This is a genomic window from Caulobacter sp. GW821-FHT12F03, assembly GCF_058806855.1.
The window spans coordinates 75,571-95,720 of the sequence record NZ_JBXAQC010000001.1 but is presented as its reverse complement, the minus strand read 5'-3'; the positions used below and the strand labels follow the sequence as shown (position 1 = coordinate 95,720).

The 20,150-nt window shown below is 70.0% G+C and carries 23 protein-coding genes; 7 read left to right on the top strand and 16 right to left on the bottom strand.

The genetic code is table 11. The features are described from left to right. Window positions 1-11: 11 nt before the first annotated feature. Entirely contained in the window at window positions 12-1,613 is a 1,602-nt protein-coding gene (locus AC1RN0_RS00450) for a carboxylesterase/lipase family protein (RefSeq protein WP_492785453.1), read from the top strand. Between the two features lie 141 nt (window positions 1,614-1,754). Next, on the top strand, window positions 1,755-2,375 hold the full coding sequence (locus tag AC1RN0_RS00445) for a TIGR02466 family protein (RefSeq protein ID WP_492785452.1): 621 nt from the start codon (window positions 1,755-1,757) through the stop codon (window positions 2,373-2,375). 17 nt (window positions 2,376-2,392) lie between these two features. Here AC1RN0_RS00445 and AC1RN0_RS00440 read toward each other — a convergent pair whose 3' ends face one another. Next, window positions 2,393-3,022 (bottom strand): DUF998 domain-containing protein, encoded by a 630-nt coding sequence (locus AC1RN0_RS00440; RefSeq protein WP_492785451.1) that lies wholly within the window; start codon window positions 3,020-3,022, stop codon window positions 2,393-2,395. A 175-nt stretch (window positions 3,023-3,197) separates the two neighbouring features. Between AC1RN0_RS00440 and AC1RN0_RS00435 the strand changes: the two genes are divergently transcribed. Continuing rightward, a complete protein-coding gene (locus tag AC1RN0_RS00435) occupies window positions 3,198-3,893 on the top strand; it encodes a hypothetical protein (RefSeq protein WP_492785450.1) in 696 nt (231 codons plus the stop codon). A 43-nt stretch (window positions 3,894-3,936) separates the two neighbouring features. Here AC1RN0_RS00435 and AC1RN0_RS00430 read toward each other — a convergent pair whose 3' ends face one another. The 4 genes from AC1RN0_RS00430 to AC1RN0_RS00415 are packed head-to-tail and all read right to left on the bottom strand — an operon-like array spanning window position 3,937 to window position 6,025. Further along, the gene (locus tag AC1RN0_RS00430) at window positions 3,937-4,293 is read right to left on the bottom strand and encodes a hypothetical protein (RefSeq protein WP_492785449.1); all 357 of its coding nucleotides are present in this window, start codon (window positions 4,291-4,293) and stop codon (window positions 3,937-3,939) included. Between the two features lie 54 nt (window positions 4,294-4,347). Next, entirely contained in the window at window positions 4,348-4,884 is a 537-nt protein-coding gene (locus tag AC1RN0_RS00425; RefSeq protein WP_492785448.1) for a hypothetical protein, read from the bottom strand. Between the two features lie 9 nt (window positions 4,885-4,893). Continuing rightward, window positions 4,894-5,676: an SDR family NAD(P)-dependent oxidoreductase gene (locus AC1RN0_RS00420; protein WP_492785447.1), complete on the bottom strand. Its 783-nt coding sequence runs from the start codon at window positions 5,674-5,676 to the stop codon at window positions 4,894-4,896. A 25-nt stretch (window positions 5,677-5,701) separates the two neighbouring features. Continuing rightward, window positions 5,702-6,025 (bottom strand): Mpo1-like protein, encoded by a 324-nt coding sequence (locus tag AC1RN0_RS00415; protein ID WP_492786405.1) that lies wholly within the window; start codon window positions 6,023-6,025, stop codon window positions 5,702-5,704. Window positions 6,026-6,142: 117 nt separating this feature from the next. Between AC1RN0_RS00415 and AC1RN0_RS00410 the strand changes: the two genes are divergently transcribed. Further along, on the top strand, window positions 6,143-6,352 hold the full coding sequence (locus AC1RN0_RS00410) for a flagellar hook protein FlgE (RefSeq protein WP_492785446.1): 210 nt from the start codon (window positions 6,143-6,145) through the stop codon (window positions 6,350-6,352). Between the two features lie 112 nt (window positions 6,353-6,464). Here AC1RN0_RS00410 and AC1RN0_RS00405 read toward each other — a convergent pair whose 3' ends face one another. Both AC1RN0_RS00405 and AC1RN0_RS00400 read right to left on the bottom strand, forming a co-directional pair. Continuing rightward, complete coding sequence (locus tag AC1RN0_RS00405; protein WP_492785445.1) at window positions 6,465-6,923, bottom strand: SRPBCC family protein; 459 nt, start codon at window positions 6,921-6,923, stop codon at window positions 6,465-6,467. Window positions 6,924-6,933: 10 nt separating this feature from the next. After that, a complete protein-coding gene (locus AC1RN0_RS00400) occupies window positions 6,934-7,287 on the bottom strand; it encodes an ArsR/SmtB family transcription factor (RefSeq protein WP_492785444.1) in 354 nt (117 codons plus the stop codon). A gap of 143 nt (window positions 7,288-7,430) precedes the next feature. Between AC1RN0_RS00400 and AC1RN0_RS00395 the strand changes: the two genes are divergently transcribed. Further along, window positions 7,431-7,628: a hypothetical protein gene (locus tag AC1RN0_RS00395; protein WP_492785443.1), complete on the top strand. Its 198-nt coding sequence runs from the start codon at window positions 7,431-7,433 to the stop codon at window positions 7,626-7,628. Window positions 7,629-7,789: 161 nt separating this feature from the next. On the opposite strand, the gene rpoD is transcribed toward AC1RN0_RS00395, so the two are convergent. Beyond that, window positions 7,790-9,742: an RNA polymerase sigma factor RpoD gene (rpoD, locus tag AC1RN0_RS00390; RefSeq protein ID WP_492785442.1), complete on the bottom strand. Its 1,953-nt coding sequence runs from the start codon at window positions 9,740-9,742 to the stop codon at window positions 7,790-7,792. 74 nt (window positions 9,743-9,816) lie between these two features. Beyond that, window positions 9,817-11,718, bottom strand: a complete 1,902-nt coding sequence (dnaG, locus tag AC1RN0_RS00385) for a DNA primase (RefSeq protein WP_492785441.1) — start codon at window positions 11,716-11,718, stop codon at window positions 9,817-9,819. Window positions 11,719-11,785: 67 nt separating this feature from the next. On the opposite strand from dnaG, the gene AC1RN0_RS00380 reads away from it, so the two are divergent. After that, window positions 11,786-12,688, top strand: a complete 903-nt coding sequence (locus AC1RN0_RS00380; RefSeq protein WP_492785440.1) for a sulfotransferase — start codon at window positions 11,786-11,788, stop codon at window positions 12,686-12,688. On the opposite strand, the gene AC1RN0_RS00375 is transcribed toward AC1RN0_RS00380, so the two are convergent. From AC1RN0_RS00375 to AC1RN0_RS00360, 4 genes are all read right to left on the bottom strand, one after another. After that, window positions 12,689-13,552, bottom strand: coding sequence for a sigma-70 family RNA polymerase sigma factor (locus tag AC1RN0_RS00375; protein WP_492785439.1), 864 nt, complete (start codon window positions 13,550-13,552; stop codon window positions 12,689-12,691). Further along, on the bottom strand, window positions 13,549-14,103 hold the full coding sequence (locus AC1RN0_RS00370; protein WP_492785438.1) for a hypothetical protein: 555 nt from the start codon (window positions 14,101-14,103) through the stop codon (window positions 13,549-13,551). The genes AC1RN0_RS00375 and AC1RN0_RS00370 overlap by 4 nt, the downstream gene beginning before the upstream one ends. Before the next feature lie 2 nt (window positions 14,104-14,105). Beyond that, window positions 14,106-14,495 carry a hypothetical protein gene (locus tag AC1RN0_RS00365; protein ID WP_492785437.1) on the bottom strand — a complete coding sequence of 130 codons (390 nt, stop codon included), beginning with the start codon at window positions 14,493-14,495 and terminating at the stop codon, window positions 14,106-14,108. 80 nt (window positions 14,496-14,575) lie between these two features. Further along, complete coding sequence (locus AC1RN0_RS00360) at window positions 14,576-15,496, bottom strand: hypothetical protein (RefSeq protein ID WP_492785436.1); 921 nt, start codon at window positions 15,494-15,496, stop codon at window positions 14,576-14,578. 122 nt (window positions 15,497-15,618) lie between these two features. On the opposite strand from AC1RN0_RS00360, the gene AC1RN0_RS00355 reads away from it, so the two are divergent. Then, window positions 15,619-16,938, top strand: coding sequence for an amino acid permease (locus AC1RN0_RS00355; RefSeq protein WP_492785435.1), 1,320 nt, complete (start codon window positions 15,619-15,621; stop codon window positions 16,936-16,938). A 195-nt stretch (window positions 16,939-17,133) separates the two neighbouring features. On the opposite strand, the gene AC1RN0_RS00350 is transcribed toward AC1RN0_RS00355, so the two are convergent. From AC1RN0_RS00350 to AC1RN0_RS00340, 3 genes are all read right to left on the bottom strand, one after another. Next, window positions 17,134-18,891: an N-acyl-D-amino-acid deacylase family protein gene (locus AC1RN0_RS00350; RefSeq protein ID WP_492785434.1), complete on the bottom strand. Its 1,758-nt coding sequence runs from the start codon at window positions 18,889-18,891 to the stop codon at window positions 17,134-17,136. A 144-nt stretch (window positions 18,892-19,035) separates the two neighbouring features. Next, window positions 19,036-19,731 (bottom strand): HAD family hydrolase, encoded by a 696-nt coding sequence (locus AC1RN0_RS00345; RefSeq protein ID WP_492785433.1) that lies wholly within the window; start codon window positions 19,729-19,731, stop codon window positions 19,036-19,038. Between the two features lie 173 nt (window positions 19,732-19,904). Next, window positions 19,905-20,147 (bottom strand): DUF1272 domain-containing protein, encoded by a 243-nt coding sequence (locus AC1RN0_RS00340; protein ID WP_492785432.1) that lies wholly within the window; start codon window positions 20,145-20,147, stop codon window positions 19,905-19,907. Window positions 20,148-20,150 lie beyond the last annotated feature (3 nt).

Sequence of the window (20,150 nt, the reverse complement as noted above, 5' to 3'; positions counted from 1 at the left end):
GGAGCCAGGCCATGCGCGAGACGATCGACATCTCCAGACGGGGCCTGCTCGGACTCGGGCTGTCGGCGGCGGCCCTGGCCGAGCCCGCGCTCGCCCAGGTGGCCAACGCCTCGCTGACGGCCGGCTTCAAGGGGGTCGACTGCGGCAAGGGCGTCACGGCCTACAAGGGCGTGCCCTACGCCAGGCCGCCGGTCGGGCCGCTGCGCTTCGCGCCGCCCCAGCGGCTGCCCACGCCGACCGGGCGTCAGAACTGGACGACGTTCGGCCCGCCGGCGATCCAGAACCCCTCGCCGTCGTCGGTTCGCCCGACCTCGGACCTCGGCAAGGCGCTGCAGACCATCTTCCCGACGGCGGCCGAAGTCGCGGTGCAGAGCGAGGACTGCCTCTACCTCAACATCTGGACCACGGCGAAGCAGCCGGAGACCGGCCGGCCGGTGATGGTCTGGCTGCACGGCGGCGGCTTCGCCTACGGATCGGGCGCCTGGCCGATCTACGACGGGACGAATCTCGCGACCCAGGACGTGGTCTTGGTGACCCTCAACCACCGCCTCAATGTGTTCGGCTATGCGGACCTCGACGGCGTCCACGGCTCGGGGAACGCCGGCATGCTCGACATCGTCGCCGCGCTCGAATGGGTGCGCGACAACATCTATCTGTTCGGTGGCGACCCCTGCAACGTGACCATCTTCGGCGAGTCCGGCGGCGGGGCGAAGGTCAGCTACCTGCTGGCCATGAAGAAGGCCCAGGGTCTGTTCCACCGGGCGATCATCGAGAGCGGTCCCGGCGTGAAGGCCGTGCCCAAGGATCGCGCGGCGGCCCTGACGACGGCGCTCTATGCCGAGCTCGGGCTCGACGCGGGCGACGTCGCCGCGCTGCGCGCCGTGCCGGCGGACCGGCTGGTGGCCGCCGCCGCAGCGGCCGAGGCGAAGCAGCCGGGCGCCGGCTTCGACCGCAGCGGCTTCTCGCCGGTGGCCGACGGCGACATCCTGCCGATCAATCCCTGGGACCCGGCGGCCCCGCCGACGGCGCACGACGTGCCGGTGATGATCGGCATCAACAAGGACGAGATGACCCTGTTCATGGCTTCGTCCCCCTGGTTCGGGCGGCTGGACGACGCGGGACTGGAGTCGATGGCGGCGGCGATCTACGGCCCGAAGGCGCCGACGATCCTGGCGGCGCTGCGCAAGGACTTTCCCAACGACTCGCCGACCTACCTGGCGTGCCATCTGACGACCTATGGCCGGATGTTCGCCGGCTCGCTGCAGGTCGCCGAGCGCAAGGCCGCCCAGGGCGGCGCCAAGGCCTACATGTACCTGCTGGAATGGCAGACGCCGGTCGGCCCATTCCGCAGCCCGCACACGCTGGAAATCCCGCTGGTCTTCGACAATGTCGACAAGGCCCGCGTGCTGGTCGGCGAGGGTCCCGCGCCGCAGGTGCTGGCCAAACAGATGAGCGCCGCCTGGATCGGCTTCGCCCGCACGGGCAATCCGAACACCCCGCTCCTGCCCTACTGGCCGGCCTACGACGCCGCCAAACGCCAGGTGATGATGTTCAACCTGGAGAGTCGCGTGGTCAGCGATCCCTATGCGGCCACGCGCAAGGCGGTGAGCTGATTGCGTGGTTCGACACGCGCCTTCGGCGCTGCTCACCATGACGTACACAAATCCACGTCATCCTGAGCAGGCCCGAAGGGCCGTGTCGAAGGACGCACGACGTCCTTTGACAGCACGCCACCCCCGGCCTAACGGCAGCCCATGACCAGCCGCACCCTCTTCGCCACCCGCCTGCATGAAGTCAGCCTCGCCGGCGACAGGGGCCACGCCGCCCTGAACGCCGACCTGGAAGACGCCTGCCGCATGCTGGCGGCCGAGGACGGGGCCGGCCGCGCCTGGTGCAAGGCCAACGCCTACCCCGGCTATACCTCGTACGCCTCGCTGGACGACCTGGCGACGCGGGTCACCGCCTTCGGCGATCTCAAGCGCAAGCTGGACAAGCAGGCGGCCGCCTTCGCCGCCGACGTGGCGTTCGACCTCAAGGGCCGGCGGCTGGTGATGGACAGCCTGTGGGTCAACATCCTCAAACCGGGCGGGACCCACACCAGCCACATCCATCCGCACAGCGTGATCAGCGGCACCTACTATGTCGCCACGCCGCCGGGGGCCTCGGCCCTCAAGCTCGAGGACCCGCGCCTGCCGATGATGATGGCCGCGCCCGGCCGCACGAAGGAAGCGCCGGAGGACCTGCAGACCTTCGTCTACGTCACCCCGGCGCCAGGAACCGTCCTGATGTGGGAGAGCTGGCTGCGGCACGAGGTGCCGGCCAACGGCGCGAAAAGCGACCGCATCTCCGTCAGTTTCAACTACGCCTGGAAGTAGCCTCCCAGGCGCGTTGGTCAGTAGCCTTCGCGCTTCTTGCGTTCGCGCGCGGCCAGCCGCTGGGCGATGCCCAGGAAGGCCAGGCCCATCCACGGGAAGACCGCCAGGGTCTGGCCCCGCTGGACCAGGCCGGCGTTGGCCGGCGTCATGACGTTGAAGCCGCCCCAGTTCAGCGACACGCCCAGCAGGGCGATGCCGGCGATGAAGCTGAGGATCAGGATGGTCTTCACGCCCGACATGTCGCTGCGGTCCGAGAGGCCAAGGAACACCAGCAGCGGCGCGGCGAGCACCGCCAGGCCGAGGTTGTGCGCGTTGTGCAGCGGGTCCGGCATCGGGTGCAGGCCGGCCATGACCAGGGCCGCGCCGCCGATCGCGATGGCGATGAAGGCCAGCGCCGGCAGGATCAGCCCCGAGCCGAGACGGCGCATGCCGAGCAGGGCGCCGAGTCCGCCGAGAACGGCCAGAGCCCCGGTGGCGATCAGGCCGTAGTTGAAGATCTGATGCTGCGGCGAGGCCGCCGTGCCCAGGTCGCTGATCTGTGAGGTCATGTGGTTGAACCCGGGCCAGGCCAGGCTCGCGGCGATCAGCACGCCGTAATAGACGATGGGGGTGAACGCCCCGATACGCAGCAGCAGTGAGGCGAGCATCTGGGCTTCCCCCTTCTTTTGTTTTTCCCGAGCGGACGCTCGCAGGCCCCCGCCCCGACGTCAACGCGATGCGCGCCGTGGGTGAACGGCGGCTGACCAACACAGGTCAATGCGGGTTCAGAAAGACCGGCGTTATCTGTCCTTATGAGGGATGGTCCCTCGTTGGGAGGTCATGATGGACAAGCTTTCGTATGGTATCGCCGGGGCGGGCGCCGCCCTCCTCGTGCTCGCCGCGCCGGCCGTGGCCGGCGCCGCGGAGATCAACTGTCCGGCGTCGCAGGTGCGCCGGGAAATCACCACGCCGCTGCCGGGCGGCTGGTGGAACACGCCGATCGTCAATTCCCTGACCAACACCGCGGTGGTCAACATCGGCGGCGCGCCGGCCCTGCAGTGCCAGTACGGCCCGGCCGGCAGCATCCAGCGCAACGCCCCTCCGGGCATGGTCTGCAGCGCCCGTCCGGGCGGCTTCAGCTGTCATCCGATGGGCCCGCCGCCCCCGCCGCCGATCCCGCCGACGTTCTCGACCGGGCCGGTCGAGCTGCCGCAGACCTATCTGGTCGACTTCGACAACGGTGCGGTCACCAGCGGAGGCGGCGCGGATCTGTGGTTCCAGGCGGCCACCCCGGCCCAGATGTTCCTGACCCCGCGCAACGGCGCGAAGATGGCCGTCGGCGACCGCAGCAACCGCGGCTACGCCGGCTGCGCCGCCGAAAGCTTCAGCACCGCCCGCGTGCCGCTGCTGGCCGTGCCGGTCGGCAGCTACGTCTGCATGAAAACCAGCGCCGGCCGCATCAGCCAGTTCCGGGTCAACGGCCTTGCGCCCGGTTACCCGAAGACGCTGCAGCTCGGCTACACCACCTGGGGCTACTGAGCCGGATGCGCTTCCTCCCCCAACCGGGGAGGGAGCGCACGACCTAGCGGTTGCGCGGCGCGACGCACATCGGCCGGCCGCGGAACAGGTCGCCGACCAGCGAGCCGTCCTGCGACGCCTCCCGTCGCGCGCGATCAAAGGCGCGGGACTCGGCGTTGGGCCGCTCACCCGGGCCGCAGACCGGCGCCTGGACGATGCGACCGACCGGGCACTGGCAGATGTCGTCGCGACCGTCGAGGCGGCTGGCCGTGGTCCGGCACACCGCCGCCCGGGCCTGGCCGCCGACATCGACGCAGATGGCCCGGGTGGTCGGGCTGAAGCCGCTGGCTCCGGGCGGGCCGGCCGCGGCGGACAGGATGCCGGCGGTGAGCACGGCGGCGGCGAAAATGAAGCGACGCATGGGCTGATCCTCCTTCTCTTCCTGCCTAACGAATGACCGGCCTTTCGGTTGTCGTCAGGCCTCCACCTCGCGCGCGCCGAGCAGCCGCAGCACGCGGGGCCAGACCTGGAAGAAGGACGACAGGAAGCCCACGACCGTCGCCACGGCCTGGAACACCGCCCACACCGTGTCGATCAGCGGATTGGCGAACATCAGGCTCGCGAGCCTGAACAGCGCCTGGCTGATCTGGATGCGGAACTGCGCATAGACCTCGGAGTATTCGATCGAGACATGGCCGATCCAAGCCGCCGCGATGGCGCCGAGCACCGGCCCCCACAGCAGCGGCAGAAAAAGCAGCAGCGCCAGCACGAAGATCACCAGCCGCGTGGCCACCGTCTCGCGCCCCGCCGTCAGGGTCAGGACCAGCACGGCCAGCACCGCCAGGGTCAGGCCGGCGAACAGCACCGGCAGGACCAGGTCGGCGACCTCAACCAGCCGCATGTGCGCCAGCTCGGCCCCCGCGAGGATCGCCAGCAGCGCCACGACGAAACTGATCAGCCAGGCCGCGCCGTACTGGCCGAGCCGCGTGCGAACGAGGGCGCTGTTGAACATGGCCGCCTCCTACATGGACGCGACGGCGTAGGAGACGCCGCCGTCGACCGCCAGGGTGATCCCGACGCAATAGTCGCCGGCCCGCGAGGCCAGGTAGATGGCCGCGCCCTGCATGTCCTCGTCCGTGCCGATCCGGCGGGACGGGATGCGGGCGGCCACGGCTTCCGACTGGTCGCGGGCGGTGATGTTCATCTCCGAGGCGAAGGCCCCCGGCGCGATGGCCGTAACGACGATGTTGTCCTCGATCAGCCGGCCGGCCATCCGGCGCGTCAGGTGGATCAGCCCCGACTTGCTGGCCTGGTAGCTGTAGGTCTCCTGCGGATTGGGCCGGATGCCGTCGATCGAGGCGATGTTGATCACCTTGGCCGGCCGCTCGTGGGACGCGGACGCCCGCAGCGCCGGGGCCAGGGCCTGGGTCAGGAAGAAGGGCGACTTGAGGTTCAGGTTCATCACCTTGTCCCAGCCGGCCTCGGGGAAGCTGTCGAACTCAGCGAGCCAGGCGGCGCCGGCGTTGTTGACCAGGATGTCAAGGCTGGTCTCGTACTTGCCGTAGGCCTGGGCCAGCAGGTTGCAGCCCTCGACCGTCGAGACGTCCTGCGGCAGGGCGATGCAGACCCCGCCGTTCGCCGACAGCTCGGCGGCCGTGGCCTCGCAGGCGGCGGCCTTGCGCGAGGAGATGTAGACCCGCGCGCCGGCGGCGATGAAGCCGGCGGCGATCATCTTGCCGATCCCGCGCGAGCCGCCGGTGATCAGGGCCGTGCGGCCCTTGAGGGAGAAGAGGTCGGTGCTCATGAAAATGTCCTGTGAATGGAGGGCGCTACCAGCGCCGCTTGCCGGTGACCGTCTCGAAGAACAGGCGGAAATCGCCCATCAGGCTCCAGAGCGGATATTTGAACGTCGCGGGGGTGTTCTTCTCGAACACGAAATGGCCGACCCAGGCGAAGCCGTAGCCGACCAGCGGCATGGCCGCGAACCACCAGGGGTTTCCGGTCAGGATCGCCGTGACGAAGGCCGCGATGACCAGGCCCGTGCCCACCACATGGATCCGCCGGCAGGTCCGGTTGGAATGCTCGTGGATGTAGAAGGGATAGAACGCCTCGAACGAGGCGTAACGTCCGGTCACGGGGTCGATCTGGCTCATGGCCGGGAAGGTGCGGCAGTGGCGCGGCTCTGGCAAGCGGGCCGTTTACCCTGCTTCCAGACGGGCCGTTAAGCGCGCCATGCGAAGACGGCGGGGCACCACGGGAGACGAAGGTCCATGCAGGCCCTGCCCATCGCCGCCGCCGGCCTGAACGATGCCGCCGCCCGCTTCGACGCCAGCGCGCGCCGCACGGCCGCCGCGCCGCTCGACGACCTGGTCAAGGAAACCGTCGAGCGCATCGAGGCCAGCACCGCGGTCGGCGCCAACCTCGCCGTCATCCGCACCGCCGACCAGATGACCGGCCGGCTGCTGGACATGCTGGCCTGACGATCTTCCCCTCCCACCCGGGAGAGGGGGGCCGAAGGGGACAGGACAAGCAGTCCCAAGGGACAGCTTGGCCAGTCCCCGACGACAGCGCGCCGTGGCCCCGCGTCGGCGCTCACCCCCGCGCGATCTCCTCGCCCAGCCGTTCCATCAGTCCCTCGGTGCCCTCGATCCGGCCGTCCACGTTGCCGTCGAGATAGACCCCCTGCTCGGTGAACAGCAGACGCGTGCCCTTGCCCTCGGGCCGGAACTCGACGGTCGACAGCGACGATGAGAGCGGCGCCCCGCCCAGGGTCATGGCGTAGGCGAAGATCACCCGCTCGTTGGGCGCCACGTCGAGATAGATGCTGTCGTTGGTGATCACCACATCGGCGCCCGGCGGCGAGAAACGGCTCGACTCCGTCTTGCCGACGCCCAGTTCGCCGCCGCTGTGTTCATGCAGCGTCCAGTCGTGGACCCGGAAAAACCAGCGCATCCGCGCGGCCGGATCGGTGAAGGCGTGGAACACGCGGGCCGGCGCGGCGTCGTAGACGCGCTCGACGCAGAAGGTGGCATGGGTCAGGGCGGAGGGCATGGTGGGTCCTTCAGGCTTCGTCGGCGGGTTTGGTCGCGGCCAGATATTCGCCCAGCCGGTCGAGCGACGCCTCGACAGCGACGCGGCGGGCGTTGATCCACTTTTCGGCCTGGGTCAGCACGGTGGTGTCGAGGGTGCAGGTGCGCACCCGCCCGATCTTCCGCGTCGTCACCAGGCCCGCCGCTTCCAGCACCGCGATATGCTGCCCGACGGCGGCCAGCGACATCGGCAGCGGTTCGGCCAGCTGGCTGACGGAGGCGGGGCCGACGGTCAGCCGCTCCAGCATGCCGCGACGCGCGGGATCGGCGAGCGCCTGGAACACGGCGTCGAGCGGCGGGGCGGAGCGTTGCTGATGCTGAAGCATATGCTTCAGTATTCCGTCGCCCGGCCGCAGGCAAGCGAAAACTGAAGCAGTCTCTTTAGCGTTTGGACGGCCGACGGAACAGCGGTCGGTCGCGGGCGTTGCTGTCGATCAGGCGCGACCCGCGTCGTTCCGGAAACACTCCCATGGCCAACCGTTCCAGATCCCTCGCGCTGACCGCGCCCTCGACCCCGCTGTTTGTGGTCTCGCTGGTGCTGGCCATCGTCGCGGCCGTCGCCCACTACGGCAATGTCGGCATCCCCTTCGTCAGCGCCCATGTCGTCGACACCCTGGTGCTGGCCTTCGGCATCCTGACGGCCGGCGTGGTGATGCGCGGGGTGTAGGGGCGCCCTCCCTCCCCCTCATGGGGAGGGACAGGCCGCGAAGCGGCCAGGGTGGGGCCATTGGATAACGTGCCGGATGCTTCCGGGTGGCGGCAATCTCCCCCACCCGTCCGGCCTTCGGCCGTCCACCCTCCCCATGAAGGGGAGGGTGTTACTCACCCCTAGCTGTCGAGGAAGCTCCGCAGCTTCCGCGACCGGCTCGGGTGCTTGAGCTTGCGCAGGGCCTTGGCCTCGATCTGGCGGATGCGTTCGCGGGTGACGCTGAACTGCTGGCCGACCTCTTCCAGGGTGTGGTCGGTGTTCATGCCGATGCCGAAGCGCATGCGCAGGACGCGCTCCTCGCGCGGCGTCAGCGACGCCAGAACGCGGGTGGTGGTCTCGCGCAGGTTCGACTGGATCGCCGCGTCGATCGGCAGGATGGCGTTCTTGTCCTCGATGAAGTCGCCCAGGTGGCTGTCTTCCTCGTCGCCGATCGGCGTTTCGAGCGAGATCGGCTCCTTGGCGATCTTCAGGACCTTGCGGACCTTTTCCAGCGGCATGGCCAGCTTCTCGGCCAGCTCTTCCGGGGTCGGCTCGCGGCCGATCTCGTGCAGCATCTGGCGGCTGGTGCGGACGATCTTGTTGATCGTCTCGATCATGTGCACCGGGATGCGGATGGTCCGCGCCTGGTCGGCGATCGAGCGGGTGATCGCCTGGCGGATCCACCAGGTGGCGTAGGTCGAGAACTTGTAGCCGCGGCGGTACTCGAACTTGTCCACCGCCTTCATCAGGCCGATGTTGCCTTCCTGGATCAGGTCGAGGAACTGCAGGCCGCGGTTGGTGTACTTCTTGGCGATAGAGATCACGAGGCGCAGGTTGGCCTCGACCATTTCCTTCTTGGCCTGACGGGCCTCGCGCTCGCCCTTCTGGACGGTCTGGACGATGCGGCGGTAGTCGTCGATCGGCACGCCGGTCTCGGTGGCCAGGGCGGCGACTTCCTGGCGGATGTCGCGGATCGAGCTGTCGTCGTTCTCGCTGAACTTGGTCCAGCGCACGCCCAGGGACTTGACCTTCTCCGACCAGTTTGGATCGAGCTCGGAGCCGAAATAGGCCTTGAGGAACTCGGCGCGGCTGATGCCGTAGCTGTCGGCAAGGCGCAGCAGGCGGCCTTCCAGCGCGATCAGGCGACGGTTGATCGCATAGAGCTGGTCGACCAGGGCCTCGATGCGGTTGTTGTTCAGCTTGAGGGTCTTCAGGCGGGTGACGATGGCGCTGGAGGCGGCCTCGTAGGCCTTGCGGTCCTCGTCCTTCAGGTCGCCGCCCTTGAGCCGGCGTTCGACCAGCTTTTCCTGCAGGCGGCGGAAGGCGTCGAACTCCGAGGCGATGGCGTCGAGCGTTTCCATGACGCTTTCGCGCAGCTCGCCTTCCATGGCGCTGACGGTCGGACCGGCGCCGTCATCGAAATCGTCGTCGTCGTCCTCGCCCTCGGGCTTCTCCTCGCCCTCGGCGACTTCCTTGGGCGCGGCGGGCTCGATGTCCTCGGTCGGCACGATCACCGGCGCGGCCGGGAACATCACGCCGTAGGTGCCTTCCAGGTCGATGACCTCGCGCAGCAGGATCCGGCCGGTGCCGAGCTCCTCGCGCCAGACCATGATGGCTTCGAACGTCAGGGCGCTTTCGCACAGGCCGCGGATCATCGTGTCGCGGCCGGCCTCGATGCGCTTGGCGATCGCGATTTCGCCCTCGCGCGACAGCAGTTCGACGCTGCCCATCTCGCGCAGGTACATGCGCACGGGGTCGTCGGTGCGGTCGTAGGTCGACTTGGTCTCGGCCTCGGTGACGATGGCCGTCTCTTCGCGGTTGGCGACCTCGCCGCCTTCGCCGTCGGCCGCGTCCTCTTCCGCCTCGACGACGTTGACGCCCATCTCCGACAGCATGGCCAGGGTGTCTTCAATGGCCTCGGAGGTGACTTCCTCGCTCGGCAGCACCTTGTTCAGCTCGTCCATCGTGACGTAGCCGCGGGCCTTGGCCTGCTTGATGAACTTCTTGACCCCGGCATCGGTGAGGTCGAGGAGCGGGCCGTCCTTCTCGGGGGCCTCGGGGGCGTCGGTCTGCTCGGTGGCGGTCGTGCTCATGGCGATCTCCGGCGGGCCGCCCCCGGTCTGGGCGGGACGCCAAGTGAAACAGGCGTGGGACGCGGCGACGCGTCTCAGGGGATAGGTTCACCGTCCGTCCACAAAGATCCCGAGCGCACGGATCGCTTCAGGGAGTCCCGCTCGGCTTTCAACCGCTCCAGCGCCGCCATGTCAGATCGACCCCCAAGGTTCCCCTTGGCGGACGCAATAGCAGCCTCGAGCGCAGCCAATCGGTTCAGAACCTCAAAAGCGTACGTCCACTGGGACCTGGCGGTGGCGAGGGTGACATCCTGTTTCAGGAAGGGCGCGCCTGCTTGAGCAGCGGCCCGGTCGATGTCAGTCAGCAGCCCGGCAAATCCACGATCCCGCAGATGGCGGTTGAGGGCCCCGGAGTCAAGGTGGTCAGCCTCCAGACGAAGACGAATGATTTCAGCGGCCAGCGCCGAAAGGGCCGGATCGCCGAAGCCGGCCTTCTCGAAGGTCTCCAGATGATCGTCGAGTCGGTGGGGGTCTTCGAGCACCGCCCTGGCCAGGGCCGCGGCCAGCGGATCGAGCGCGGTGGACAGCCGTTTGGCGGCCGCCTTGCCCTCCGGCGTCGGGAAGGCGGACTCGAAAACCATGCCCGGCTTGCCGCCCGGCTTCCACGGCCGGTTCGGGACGAACGGCGCCCGCGCCCCCTGCTGCGGCTTCTGGAACAGCAGGTCGAACCGGGCCAGCAGGTCGTCGCGATAGGCCTGGGCCAGGTCCTTGTCGGCGATGGCGTTGGCCCGCTCGCGCAGCCGCGCCTTGAGGCCGGCCTTGCGTTCGGGCGTGTCGAGCGGCTCCTGGTCGCGTTCGCGGGTGAACAGGGCCTCGGCGAACGGCGTGGTCTGGGCCAGCTGGGCACGCAGGGCGGCCGGCCCCTGTTCGCGCAGCACGTCGTCGGGGTCCTTGCCGCCGGTGACGATGGCGAACTTGAAACTCTTGCCCGGCTTGAGCAGCGGCAGGGCCCGGTCGATGGCCCGGCTGGCGGCGCGGCGGCCCGCCCCGTCGCCGTCGAAACAGAGGGTCGGCTCGGGATGCAGGCGCCACAGCACCTCCATCTGCTCCTCGGTCAGGGCCGTGCCCATCGGCGCCATGGCCGCGATCCCGGCGCGCTGGCAGGCGATGACGTCCATGTAGCCCTCGACCACCACCAGGGCCGCGTCGGCGCCGTCGGCCGAGGGCGGGCCGGCGTGCAGGATCTTGCGCGCCTCGGGCAGGCCGTAGAGCAGCCGGCCCTTGGAGAAGACGGCGGTCTCCGGGCCGTTGAGGTATTTCGCGCGCGCCTCGGGATCCATCGCCCGGCCGCCGAACGAGACGATACGCCCGCGCTGGTCGGCGATCGGGAAGATGATCCGGTCGCGGAACCGGTCATAGGGCGCGCCGCCGTCCTCGGGCGCGATCAGCAGGCCCGCCTCGACGAGTTCGGCCGGCCGGGCGCCCTTGGCGATCAGATAGTCCTTCAGCGCCGTGCGGCCGGACGGGGCGAAGCCCAGCCGGAAGCGGCCCCATTCCTGTTCCGGCAGGCCGCGGCGGATCAGGGTCTCGCGGGCGGCCTTGCCCGCCGGCCGGCGCAGCTCGCCCTCGAACCAGACGGTCGCCAGTTCCAGCCATTCGGTCAGGCCCTGGCGCTGCCTGTCCTGCTCGGCCGCGCGTGGATCGGGCGCCGGCATCTGCAGTCCCGCCTCCCCCGCGAGCCGTTCGACCGCCTCGACGAAGCTGAGCCGCTCGGTCTCCTGCAGGAAGGCGATCAGGTCGCCGTGCTTGCCGCTGGAGAAGTCGTGGAAGAAGCCCTTGTCGTCGTTGACGAAGAAGCTGGGCGACCGCTCCTTGGTGAACGGCGACAGGCCGACGTACTCGCGCCCCTGACGCTTCAGCTTCACGGTCTTGCCGATCACGTCCGACAGGCGGAGGCGCGACTTGATCTCTTCAAGGAAGCGGTCGTCGAAACGCATGGCGACAGCATATCGCGGAACCCGGCCCGTGGCGCTAGGCTTGGACGCGACGGGGCTGGGGATGACCGTGAAATACGCCGTACCGACCGCGCTGGGCTTCGACGGGAGCGGTCCGCTGGTGACCTGGCGCGCCGGCGACGGCGGGCGGTTCGGCGAGTCGTTCCACGAGGACACCCTGCGTCGCTTCCGCCGCGACGGCGGGGCGGAGGCCACGACGCCGCTGGACGCCCTGGCGGCGGAGCCGGCCGAGCCGACGGCGCTGATCTTCCACGTCTCGCGCTGCGGTTCGACGCTCGTGTCGCGCATGCTGGCGGCCCTGCCGGACGCCCTGGCGATCAGCGAGGCCCCGGTGCTGGACCAGATCCTGCGCTGGCCGGGGCTGGCGGACGACGACCAGCGGATCGCCCTGCTGCGGGGGCTGATGGGCGCCTGGCGCGCCTCGCAGGCAGACCCGCCCGCGCGGCTCTACGTCAAGCTGGACTGCTGGCACCTGTTTCACCTGCCGCTGTTGCGACGGGCGTTTCCGCGGACGCCGATGCTGTTCCTCCACCGCGATCCGGTCGAGGTGCTGGTCTCGTTGATGCGCCAGCCGAGCATGACGCTGATCCGCGGAACGGTGACGGCCGGGCAGCTGGGACTCGCCGACTCGGCGCGGGACGCGCTGTCCCGCGAAGAGCACGCCGCCGCCATCCTCGGCGCCCTGTTCCGGACCACCCGCGAACACCGCGACCAGCTGACCGGCCTGGACTACGCCGACCTGCCGGAGGCGGCGTTGACCGCGGCGCCGGGCGGGCCCTTCACGCCCGACGAGCAGACGCTGATGCGGGCCGCCGCCGGCCGTGACGCCAAGGCGCCGGAGCAGGCCTTCGTCTCCGATGTCGCCGACAAGCGCCGCGCGGCGAGCCCGGCCATTCTCGACGCCGTCGCCCGCTGGACCACGCCCCACTACCGCCGCTGGATCGACGGCTGATCAGACCGGCAGGTGGGCCAGCTTGTCGGGGTTGCGCATGACGTAGATGGCGGCGATCCGCTCGCCGGTCTCGTCCGGCTCGAAGGCGATCACGCTGGGCCCGTCCGCGTTGTAGAGGATCATGCCCGGCAGGCCGTTGATCCGCACCGGCCGCATCGGCCCGCGATGCGGGAAGGTCCCCCGGCTGGCCAGGCCCTGCAGCAGCCGCAGCACGTCCTCGCGACCGATCATCGGCCTAAGCGCCGCCGGCCGCTTGCCGCCGCCGTCGGAGATCAGCACCGCGTCCTCGGCCAGCAGGCTGAACAGGGCGGCGGTGTCGTTGTCGGCCGAGGCCTTGAGGAACGCCGCCGCCAGCCGGGTCGCCTGGTCGGCCGGCACCGCGAAGCGCGGCCGGGCGTCGCGCACATGGGTCCGCGCCCGGCTGGCCAGCTGGCGCACGGCGGCCTCGCCCTTGCCCAGCGTCGCGGCGATGGCGGCATAGTCCTGGTCGAACACGTCGCGCAGCAGGAACACCGCCCGCTCCAGCGGCGACAGCCGCTCCAGCGCCAGCAGGAAGGCCACGGACACGTCCTCGGCCCGCTCCAGCGGATCGTCGGCGACGCCCTCGACCAGCGGCTCGGGCAGCCAGGGGCCGACATAGGTCTCGCGGCGGGCCCGCGCCGACTTCAACCGGTCGAGGCACAGGCGGGTGACGATCTGCACCAGCCAGGCCTGCGGGTTGTCCGCCGAGGCTCCCGCCCGGTCCCACCGCAGCCAGGCGTCCTGCACAACGTCCTGCGCCTCGGTCACCTCGCCGAGCATGCGGTAGGCCAGCCGCTGGAGGCGGGGGCGCTCGGCTTCGAACAGGGCGACGGCGTCGGTCATACGGCGACGGGTTCCGCGAACGAGAAGGGCGATGAGACCCCGGCCACGATGACCTTGGTGCAGGACCGCCCGTGGCCGAGACCATACTTCAGATTGGGGTACATGCGCGCGGTCGTCAGCGTCAGGCTGAGCGCGACCACCGCCCTCTTGCCCCAGCGCCGCGTGATCTCCTCGCGGGCCGCGTCTGCGCCCTCGAGGTCGCGGTCGAGCACGGCGCGGGCGAAGCTGTAGCCAAGGGCGGCCGTCTCCCCCATGGCCAGCCGGTCGCCGACCAGGATGGCGCGGATCACGTCCGGCTTCACGCCCTGGGCCGCGGCCATGTCGACGCTGATCTGGGTGCAGGGGCCGCAGTCCTCCGACAGCGTGCCGACGATGCCGGCCGCCGCCATGGCCTCGCCCGGCGCGCCCTTCGTCCGGCCGAGCGCCGTGACGAAGCCGAAGCGGATGAAGGTCCAGGGCGAGGCGTCGAGCAGGTCGCGCATGTAGGCCGCGTCATAGCCCCACTGCTTTTCGAACGCGCGCAGTCGGCGGCGCAGGATGGCTTTCAGCATGGTCAGGCTCCTTGTCGGGCGGGTCGCGCCGTCCAGGCCATGGCCCCGACCAGCAGGGCCGGCAGGAAGACGCCGGGAAAATCGCGCAGGAAGTCCTTCAGCGCGCTGGACCCGCAGACGCCGTCGCCGACGTGGATCGCCGCGTGCAGGATCAGGAACGCCGCCGCGCAGACCAGCGCCGGCCAGCCTTCGCGCGGCCGCCAGGCAAACCAGGCCAGGCCCGTCACCACGACCAGATAGGCCATGGCGATGTCGCGCACGAAGTGGGGGTTATAGGCGCCGGTCAGGGCCACGCCCGGCACGGCGTCGTACCAGGCCAGCGGCGCGATCAGCTGGAAGACGCTGTTGGCGCCCAGCAGCAGGGCGAGCAGGGCGGCGATCCATCGGGACATGGGCAGGCTCCGTTTCTGTTGACCAGACGACGGAGCCGCTCACGCCGTGACATGCGCGGCCGGAAAAATGCAGACCGGTCTCAGACCGGCGCGGTCTCGCTGTAGCCGGCGTAGCTGTCCTTCAGCGTGGCGTGGTTGAGCAGCATCTCGGCCACCTGCTTCTGGCCCGAGGCGTCGAAGATGCGGCTGCGGACCCAGTAGGACTCTGTGCGGCGGCTGTCGGCCAGGGCGGCGATCTCGCGCCGGATCAGATAGGTCTCGCCGACGAACAGCGGCCCGTCGATCATGCGGATTTCCTGGTCGGCGAACAGGCCGACGGCCGGCCCCTTCACCGGGAACTTCGCGCTGTGGCTGGAGTATTCCGCCAGCACGCTGACCATCTCCAGCGGGATGATCGCCCGGCCCCAGGGCGAGGTCGCGCCGTCGCTGTACCACGGCGAGTTTTCGGTGATCCGGGCCAGCTTCTCGTTCAGCGAGAAGGGATAGAGGGCGCCCATGTGCTGGTCGGGGTCCATCCTGACCAGCTCGTCGACCGCGCCGGTCATGCCGACGCGCAGGTCCTCGAGGATCAGCAGCTTGCCGGTCGGACGCAGCGCGGCCATGCGCGCCTCGAGCAGGGTCTGGCCATGGTCGGGACCGAGGCTGGCGGAGGCTTCCAGCACCGGCGTGCCGTCGGCCTTCTCCGCCCGGACCAGGGTGCGGGTCGCGCCCTCGGGCGGGATCTCGACGATGGCCCGCACCTCTTCACCCTCGACGACCATGTTCTGGTAGTGGGCCGACAGGCAGCCGCGCTCGAACCAGGCATTGCCCCAGATCTTCGCCAGCAGCGGCGGGAACAGGCTGAAGTGGGTCGGCCCCTCGATCGGCCCGGCGCGGAAGCCGAGCTTCTCGGCCATGGCGTCGTCGTGGATCGAGCTGTGACCGCCGTATTCCTGATCCTGCAGCATCTGACGCGGCGCGCGCAGGGGACCCACGAGGGTCAGGGGCGTATCGAAGCTCATGGCGGTCTCTCCCGGCGGCCGTTGCCGGGCGACTTTGACCGCCGCTCGCCGGTCGCCGTCAAGCGCGCGCCGGCGAACAAGGGTCGTTGACGCGCCGGGCGAACTCGGGACCACTTCGGCCCATGACAGAGACAGCCTCGGCCGCCCGCCGCATCGGCCCCCTGCTCGCCACCGTGCTGGTGGCCGGCAACATGATCGGCTCGGGGGTGTTCCTGCTGCCCGCGACGCTCGCGGCGATCGGCTCCTCGACGATCATCGGCTGGATCATCGGCTCGGCGGGGGCGGCGCTGCTGGCGGGCGTCTTCGCCCTGCTGGCGATCCTCAGGCCGACGCCCGACGGACTGGTCGACTACCCCGCCCAGGGCCTGCACCCCTTCTTCGGCTTCGCCAACTGGCTGCTCTACTGGCTGGCCAATTGGGCCGGCGTTCCGGCCATCGCCCTGGCGATCACCGGCTACCTGTCGTTCTTCATCCCGGCGCTGAAGGAGCCCCTCGCCGGCGTCTGGGCGACGATCGGCTTCATCTGGCTGATGACCCTGGCCAACATCATCGGCGCGAAGACCGTCACACGCCTGGGCGGGATGACGCTGCTGATCGGCCTGGCGCCGATCGTGGTGGCGACCGTGCTCGGTCTGCTGGCCTTCGACGCCGACACCTTCGCGGCGGGCTGGAACGTGACCGGCAAGCCCCTGCCGCAGACCGTGGGCGCCTCGCTGGCCCCGATCTTCTGGGCCTTCCTCGGGCTGGAAAGCGCCAGCATGGCCGCCGCCGTGGTCCGGAACCCGGAGCGGAACATCCCGGTGGCCGCGCTCGGCGGCGTCGGCCTAGCGGCGGCCGTCTACATGGCCGCGTCCGTGGCCCTGATGGGCGCCATCCCCGCGGCGACGCTGGCCCGCTCGACGGCGCCGTTCGCCGACGCCATCGCCACCCTGGCTGGCCCGACCGCCGCCGCCATCATCGCCGTCTGCGCCATGCTCAAGGCGGCCGGCACGCTCGGCGGCTGGATCCTGGTGACCGCCGAGGCCACCCGCAGCGGCGCGGCGGCAGGATTCCTGCCCAGGGCCCTGTCCAGTCCTGACCCGGCCCGCGCGCCTGTCCGCGACCTGATCCTGACCGGCCTGCTGATGTCGGCGGTGATCGCGTCCAGCATGTCGCCGACGCTCGGCAGGCAGTTCGCGGTGCTGATCAACATCGCGGTCAATCTGTCGATGGCGATGTACGCCCTGTGCGCCCTGGCCCTCGTAACCTTCGCCGGCCGGATCGAGGCCCCCGGACGGCGGCTGGCCGCCCGCGCCCTGGCGATCGCCGGCGCGGCCTTCTCGGTCTGGGTGGTCGCCGCCTCGGACCCGTCGATGCTGGCCCCCAGCCTGTGGGCCTTCGCCGCGACCGTGCCGCTGTACGGGATGGTGCTGCTGATGAGGCGGGTGCGGGGGACTCGCTGAAGCGATGCTCCCCGCTCGCGGGGAGCTGTCAGGCGGAGCCTGACTGAGGGGCAGCGCCGTCGTCAGAGGCCACATTCCGAACGCCGTGCTTGGCCGGGGGTGGTCTTCAGAGCGGATGGCAAGGCGCCGGCGCCACCCCTCCACCATGCTCCGCATGGTCCCCCTCCCCGCAAGCGGGGAGGAACGTAAGGGGAGCTACCAGCTCCAGTCCTTCGCGCTCGCCCGACACCCGCCGTCGGGCCAGCCCTTCCAGCCGCGGCCGCGCACCACGCGGCCGGTGGCCAGGGCCGTCGGCTCGCCCTCCTTCAGCGCCACGCCGCCGTTGACCAGCACCCAGCGCACGCCGGTGGCGAACTGGCGCGGGGACTCGTAGGTGGCCGTGTCGGCGATGGTCGCCGGGTTGAAGATCACCACGTCGGCGAAGTTGCCGGCCTTCAGCATGCCGCGGTCATGCAGACCCAGATTGTGCGCCGGCAGGGCCGACAGCCGCCGCACGGCGTCCTGCAGCGTCAGGGCCCGCTCCTCGCGCACGTACTTGCCGAGCAGCCGCGCCACGTTGCCGTAGGCGCGCGGATGGGTGCTGGACTGCAGGAACACGCCCTCCGGCGCCTGGGCCGAGGCGTCCGAGCCGAAGCTCATCCACGGCAGGGCAGTCTGCTTGCGGACGTTGTCCTCGCTCATCAGGAAATAGACCACCTGCACCCGGCTGCCGTCCTCGATGACCAGGTCGATGGCCGCGTCCTCGGGACTGACGCCGCGCATCTTCGCCACCTCGGCCAGGGTCTTGCCGGTCAGGGGCTTGAGCTTCGGGTTGCGGAAGCCGACCAGCAGCGTCCCTTCGGCCCCGGCGAAGCGGTAGAGGTTCTCGAACGCCGGGCTGTCGACGCGCATCTCCGCGATGACCTCCCGGCGGGTCGCCGGATCCTTCAGCCGCTTGATCCAGGCCTCGCGCCCGCCGGCCTGGACCCAGGTCGGCATGGCCGCGTCGAGACCCGTCGATCCGGCGGTGTAGGTGTACATGTCGGCGGTGATGCGCAGGCCGGAGGCGCGCGCCGCCTCGATCCGGGCGATGGCCGCGTCGAGCTTGGACCAGTTCTGCCGGCCGGCCGCCTTCAGGTGATAGATTTCCGCCGGCGCGCCCGAGCGGCGCGAAATCTCGATCAGCTCGTCGATCGCCTCCAGCAGCCGGTTGCCCTCGCTGCGCATGTGGCTGATGTAGATGCCGCCGCAGCGGCCGGCCTCGGTCGCGAGCCCGACCAGTTCGTCGGTGTCGGCGTAGCTGCCCGGCGCGTAGATCAGCGACGAGCCGACGCCGAGCGCGCCCTCCTCCATCGCCTGGACCACCAGGGCCCGCATCTTCGCCAGCTCGGCGGGGTCGGGATCGACGTCCTCCTCGCCGAGGATGTTGGTGCGCACGGTCTCGGCCCCGACGAAGGAGGCGATGTTCTGGGCGACGCCGATCTTCTCCAGCTGGCTCAGATACTGGTCCAGCGTCGACCAGGTGATCGGGTATTTGATGTCGCCCTGCCGCGTCAGCTCCTGTTTGCGCATCCTTTCGGACCAGGGGCCCATCGAGCTGCCCTCGCCCATGACTTCCAGCGTCACGCCCTGCTTGAGGTCCGACAGGCCGCGGCCGTCGGCCATCAGACTCTCGTTGGCCCAGCTCAGCATGTTGATGAAGCCGGGCGAGACGGCCAGGCCCGCGGCGTTGATCTCGGTCAGGCGCGGACCCCTGAGCTTCTTCCCGACGGCGACGATCCGGTCGCCGCGAATGGCCACATCGCCGACGAACGGCGCGCCGCCCGAGCCGTCGTAGACGGTCCCGTTGCGGATCACGATGTCGAACGGCTGGCCCTTCTGCGCCCAGGGCATCGCCGGCAGGGCGGCGGTGGAGGCCGAGGACCAGGAGAGGAGGAAGGCACCCAGGCATAGAGCCAGACACGCTCGCAGCATTTCTTCCTCCGCTCATCCCGGCGAAGGCCGGGACCCGGGAGTTTTAGCGTTCAACGCGGCGTTGTCAGGAAAAAAGCCTGGGTCCCGGCCTTCGCCGGGATGAGCGGGTTATGGATTCGGGACGGACACCGTCAGTGTCTGTCCCTAGGAAAGCTGGTCCACCCAGGCCGGCAGGTCGCTGATCGAGGCCAGCTCCACATAGCGGGGATGGTCATGCGGCGCGCTGGCGGCCTCGTGGGCCCAGACCAGCGGATAGGGGATCAGGGCCCCCCAGCAGCCGGCGTCGAGGGCGGGGATGACGTCGGACCGCACGGAGTTGCCGGCCATGACGGCCTGCTCGGGGCCCGTGCCGTGACGGGCGAAGACCCGGCGATAGGTGTCGGCGTCCTTCTCGCTGACGATCTCGACGGCGGCGAACAGGTCGCCCAGGCCGCTGGCCGCCAGCTTTTGTTCCTGGTGCAGCAGGTCGCCCTTGGTGATCAGCACCAGCCGGTAGCGCTCCGACAGCTGCGCCAGCGCCGCGTCGACGCCCGGCAGCGGCTCGACCGGCTCGGTCAGCATCTCGCGCCCGGCGGCGAGGATCTCGCGGATCACCGACGTCTCGACGGCTCCGTCGGTCAGCTCCATGGCCGTCTCGATCATCGACAGGGTGAAGCCCTTCACGCCGTAGCCGTAGAGCCGCAGGTTGCGCTTCTCGGTCTCGGCCAGCCGCGCCTCGAGGGTCGCTTCGTCGCAGTGGGGCGCGAGCAGATCGGTGAACCGCTTGTGCGTCAGGCGGAACAGCGTCTCGTTGTGCCAGAGGGTGTCGTCGGCATCGAGGCCGACCGTGGTGATGGTCATTCAAGGCCTCTAGCGCCGGTGGCGGGGCAAGCCAACTCTGATCGTCATGGTGAGGAGCGAGCCCTCAGGCGAGCGTCTCGAACCTCGCAGGATCATCGTGCGTCCTTCGAGACGCCGGCTGCGCCGGCTCCTCAGGAGGACGATCATGTGCGGATTTCGGTACGACCGTCAGACTACGTCCCCGCCCCATGGTCCTTCAGCACCCGCTCGGTGCTGGCCGGATACTTGGCCAGCAGGGTCGCCGGGCGCGGCGGGCGGACGACCAGGTCGCCGCCGCAGTTGGGGCAGCGGCCCTCGAACCGCTCGCCCGCGCAGTCGGCGCAGAAGGTGCATTCGAAGGAGCAGATGCGCGCGTCGCCGGCGTTGGCCGCCAGGTCTCGGTCGCAGCATTCGCAGTTGGGGCGCATCTGCAGCATCGG

Coding starts and splice junctions, on each gene's coding strand:
- AC1RN0_RS00450 (WP_492785453.1), top strand. CDS start 12: ATGCGCGAGACGATCGACATCTCCAGACGGGGCCTGCTCGGACTCGGG.
- AC1RN0_RS00445 (WP_492785452.1), top strand. CDS start 1,755: ATGACCAGCCGCACCCTCTTCGCCACCCGCCTGCATGAAGTCAGCCTC.
- AC1RN0_RS00440 (WP_492785451.1), bottom strand. CDS start 3,022: ATGCTCGCCTCACTGCTGCTGCGTATCGGGGCGTTCACCCCCATCGTC.
- AC1RN0_RS00435 (WP_492785450.1), top strand. CDS start 3,198: ATGGACAAGCTTTCGTATGGTATCGCCGGGGCGGGCGCCGCCCTCCTC.
- AC1RN0_RS00430 (WP_492785449.1), bottom strand. CDS start 4,293: ATGCGTCGCTTCATTTTCGCCGCCGCCGTGCTCACCGCCGGCATCCTG.
- AC1RN0_RS00425 (WP_492785448.1), bottom strand. CDS start 4,884: ATGTTCAACAGCGCCCTCGTTCGCACGCGGCTCGGCCAGTACGGCGCG.
- AC1RN0_RS00420 (WP_492785447.1), bottom strand. CDS start 5,676: ATGAGCACCGACCTCTTCTCCCTCAAGGGCCGCACGGCCCTGATCACC.
- AC1RN0_RS00415 (WP_492786405.1), bottom strand. CDS start 6,025: ATGAGCCAGATCGACCCCGTGACCGGACGTTACGCCTCGTTCGAGGCG.
- AC1RN0_RS00410 (WP_492785446.1), top strand. CDS start 6,143: ATGCAGGCCCTGCCCATCGCCGCCGCCGGCCTGAACGATGCCGCCGCC.
- AC1RN0_RS00405 (WP_492785445.1), bottom strand. CDS start 6,923: ATGCCCTCCGCCCTGACCCATGCCACCTTCTGCGTCGAGCGCGTCTAC.
- AC1RN0_RS00400 (WP_492785444.1), bottom strand. CDS start 7,287: ATGCTTCAGCATCAGCAACGCTCCGCCCCGCCGCTCGACGCCGTGTTC.
- AC1RN0_RS00395 (WP_492785443.1), top strand. CDS start 7,431: ATGGCCAACCGTTCCAGATCCCTCGCGCTGACCGCGCCCTCGACCCCG.
- rpoD (WP_492785442.1), bottom strand. CDS start 9,742: ATGAGCACGACCGCCACCGAGCAGACCGACGCCCCCGAGGCCCCCGAG.
- dnaG (WP_492785441.1), bottom strand. CDS start 11,718: ATGCGTTTCGACGACCGCTTCCTTGAAGAGATCAAGTCGCGCCTCCGC.
- AC1RN0_RS00375 (WP_492785439.1), bottom strand. CDS start 13,552: ATGACCGACGCCGTCGCCCTGTTCGAAGCCGAGCGCCCCCGCCTCCAG.
- AC1RN0_RS00370 (WP_492785438.1), bottom strand. CDS start 14,103: ATGCTGAAAGCCATCCTGCGCCGCCGACTGCGCGCGTTCGAAAAGCAG.
- AC1RN0_RS00365 (WP_492785437.1), bottom strand. CDS start 14,495: ATGTCCCGATGGATCGCCGCCCTGCTCGCCCTGCTGCTGGGCGCCAAC.
- AC1RN0_RS00360 (WP_492785436.1), bottom strand. CDS start 15,496: ATGAGCTTCGATACGCCCCTGACCCTCGTGGGTCCCCTGCGCGCGCCG.
- AC1RN0_RS00355 (WP_492785435.1), top strand. CDS start 15,619: ATGACAGAGACAGCCTCGGCCGCCCGCCGCATCGGCCCCCTGCTCGCC.
- AC1RN0_RS00350 (WP_492785434.1), bottom strand. CDS start 18,891: ATGCTGCGAGCGTGTCTGGCTCTATGCCTGGGTGCCTTCCTCCTCTCC.
- AC1RN0_RS00345 (WP_492785433.1), bottom strand. CDS start 19,731: ATGACCATCACCACGGTCGGCCTCGATGCCGACGACACCCTCTGGCAC.
- AC1RN0_RS00340 (WP_492785432.1), bottom strand. CDS start 20,147: ATGCTGCAGATGCGCCCCAACTGCGAATGCTGCGACCGAGACCTGGCG.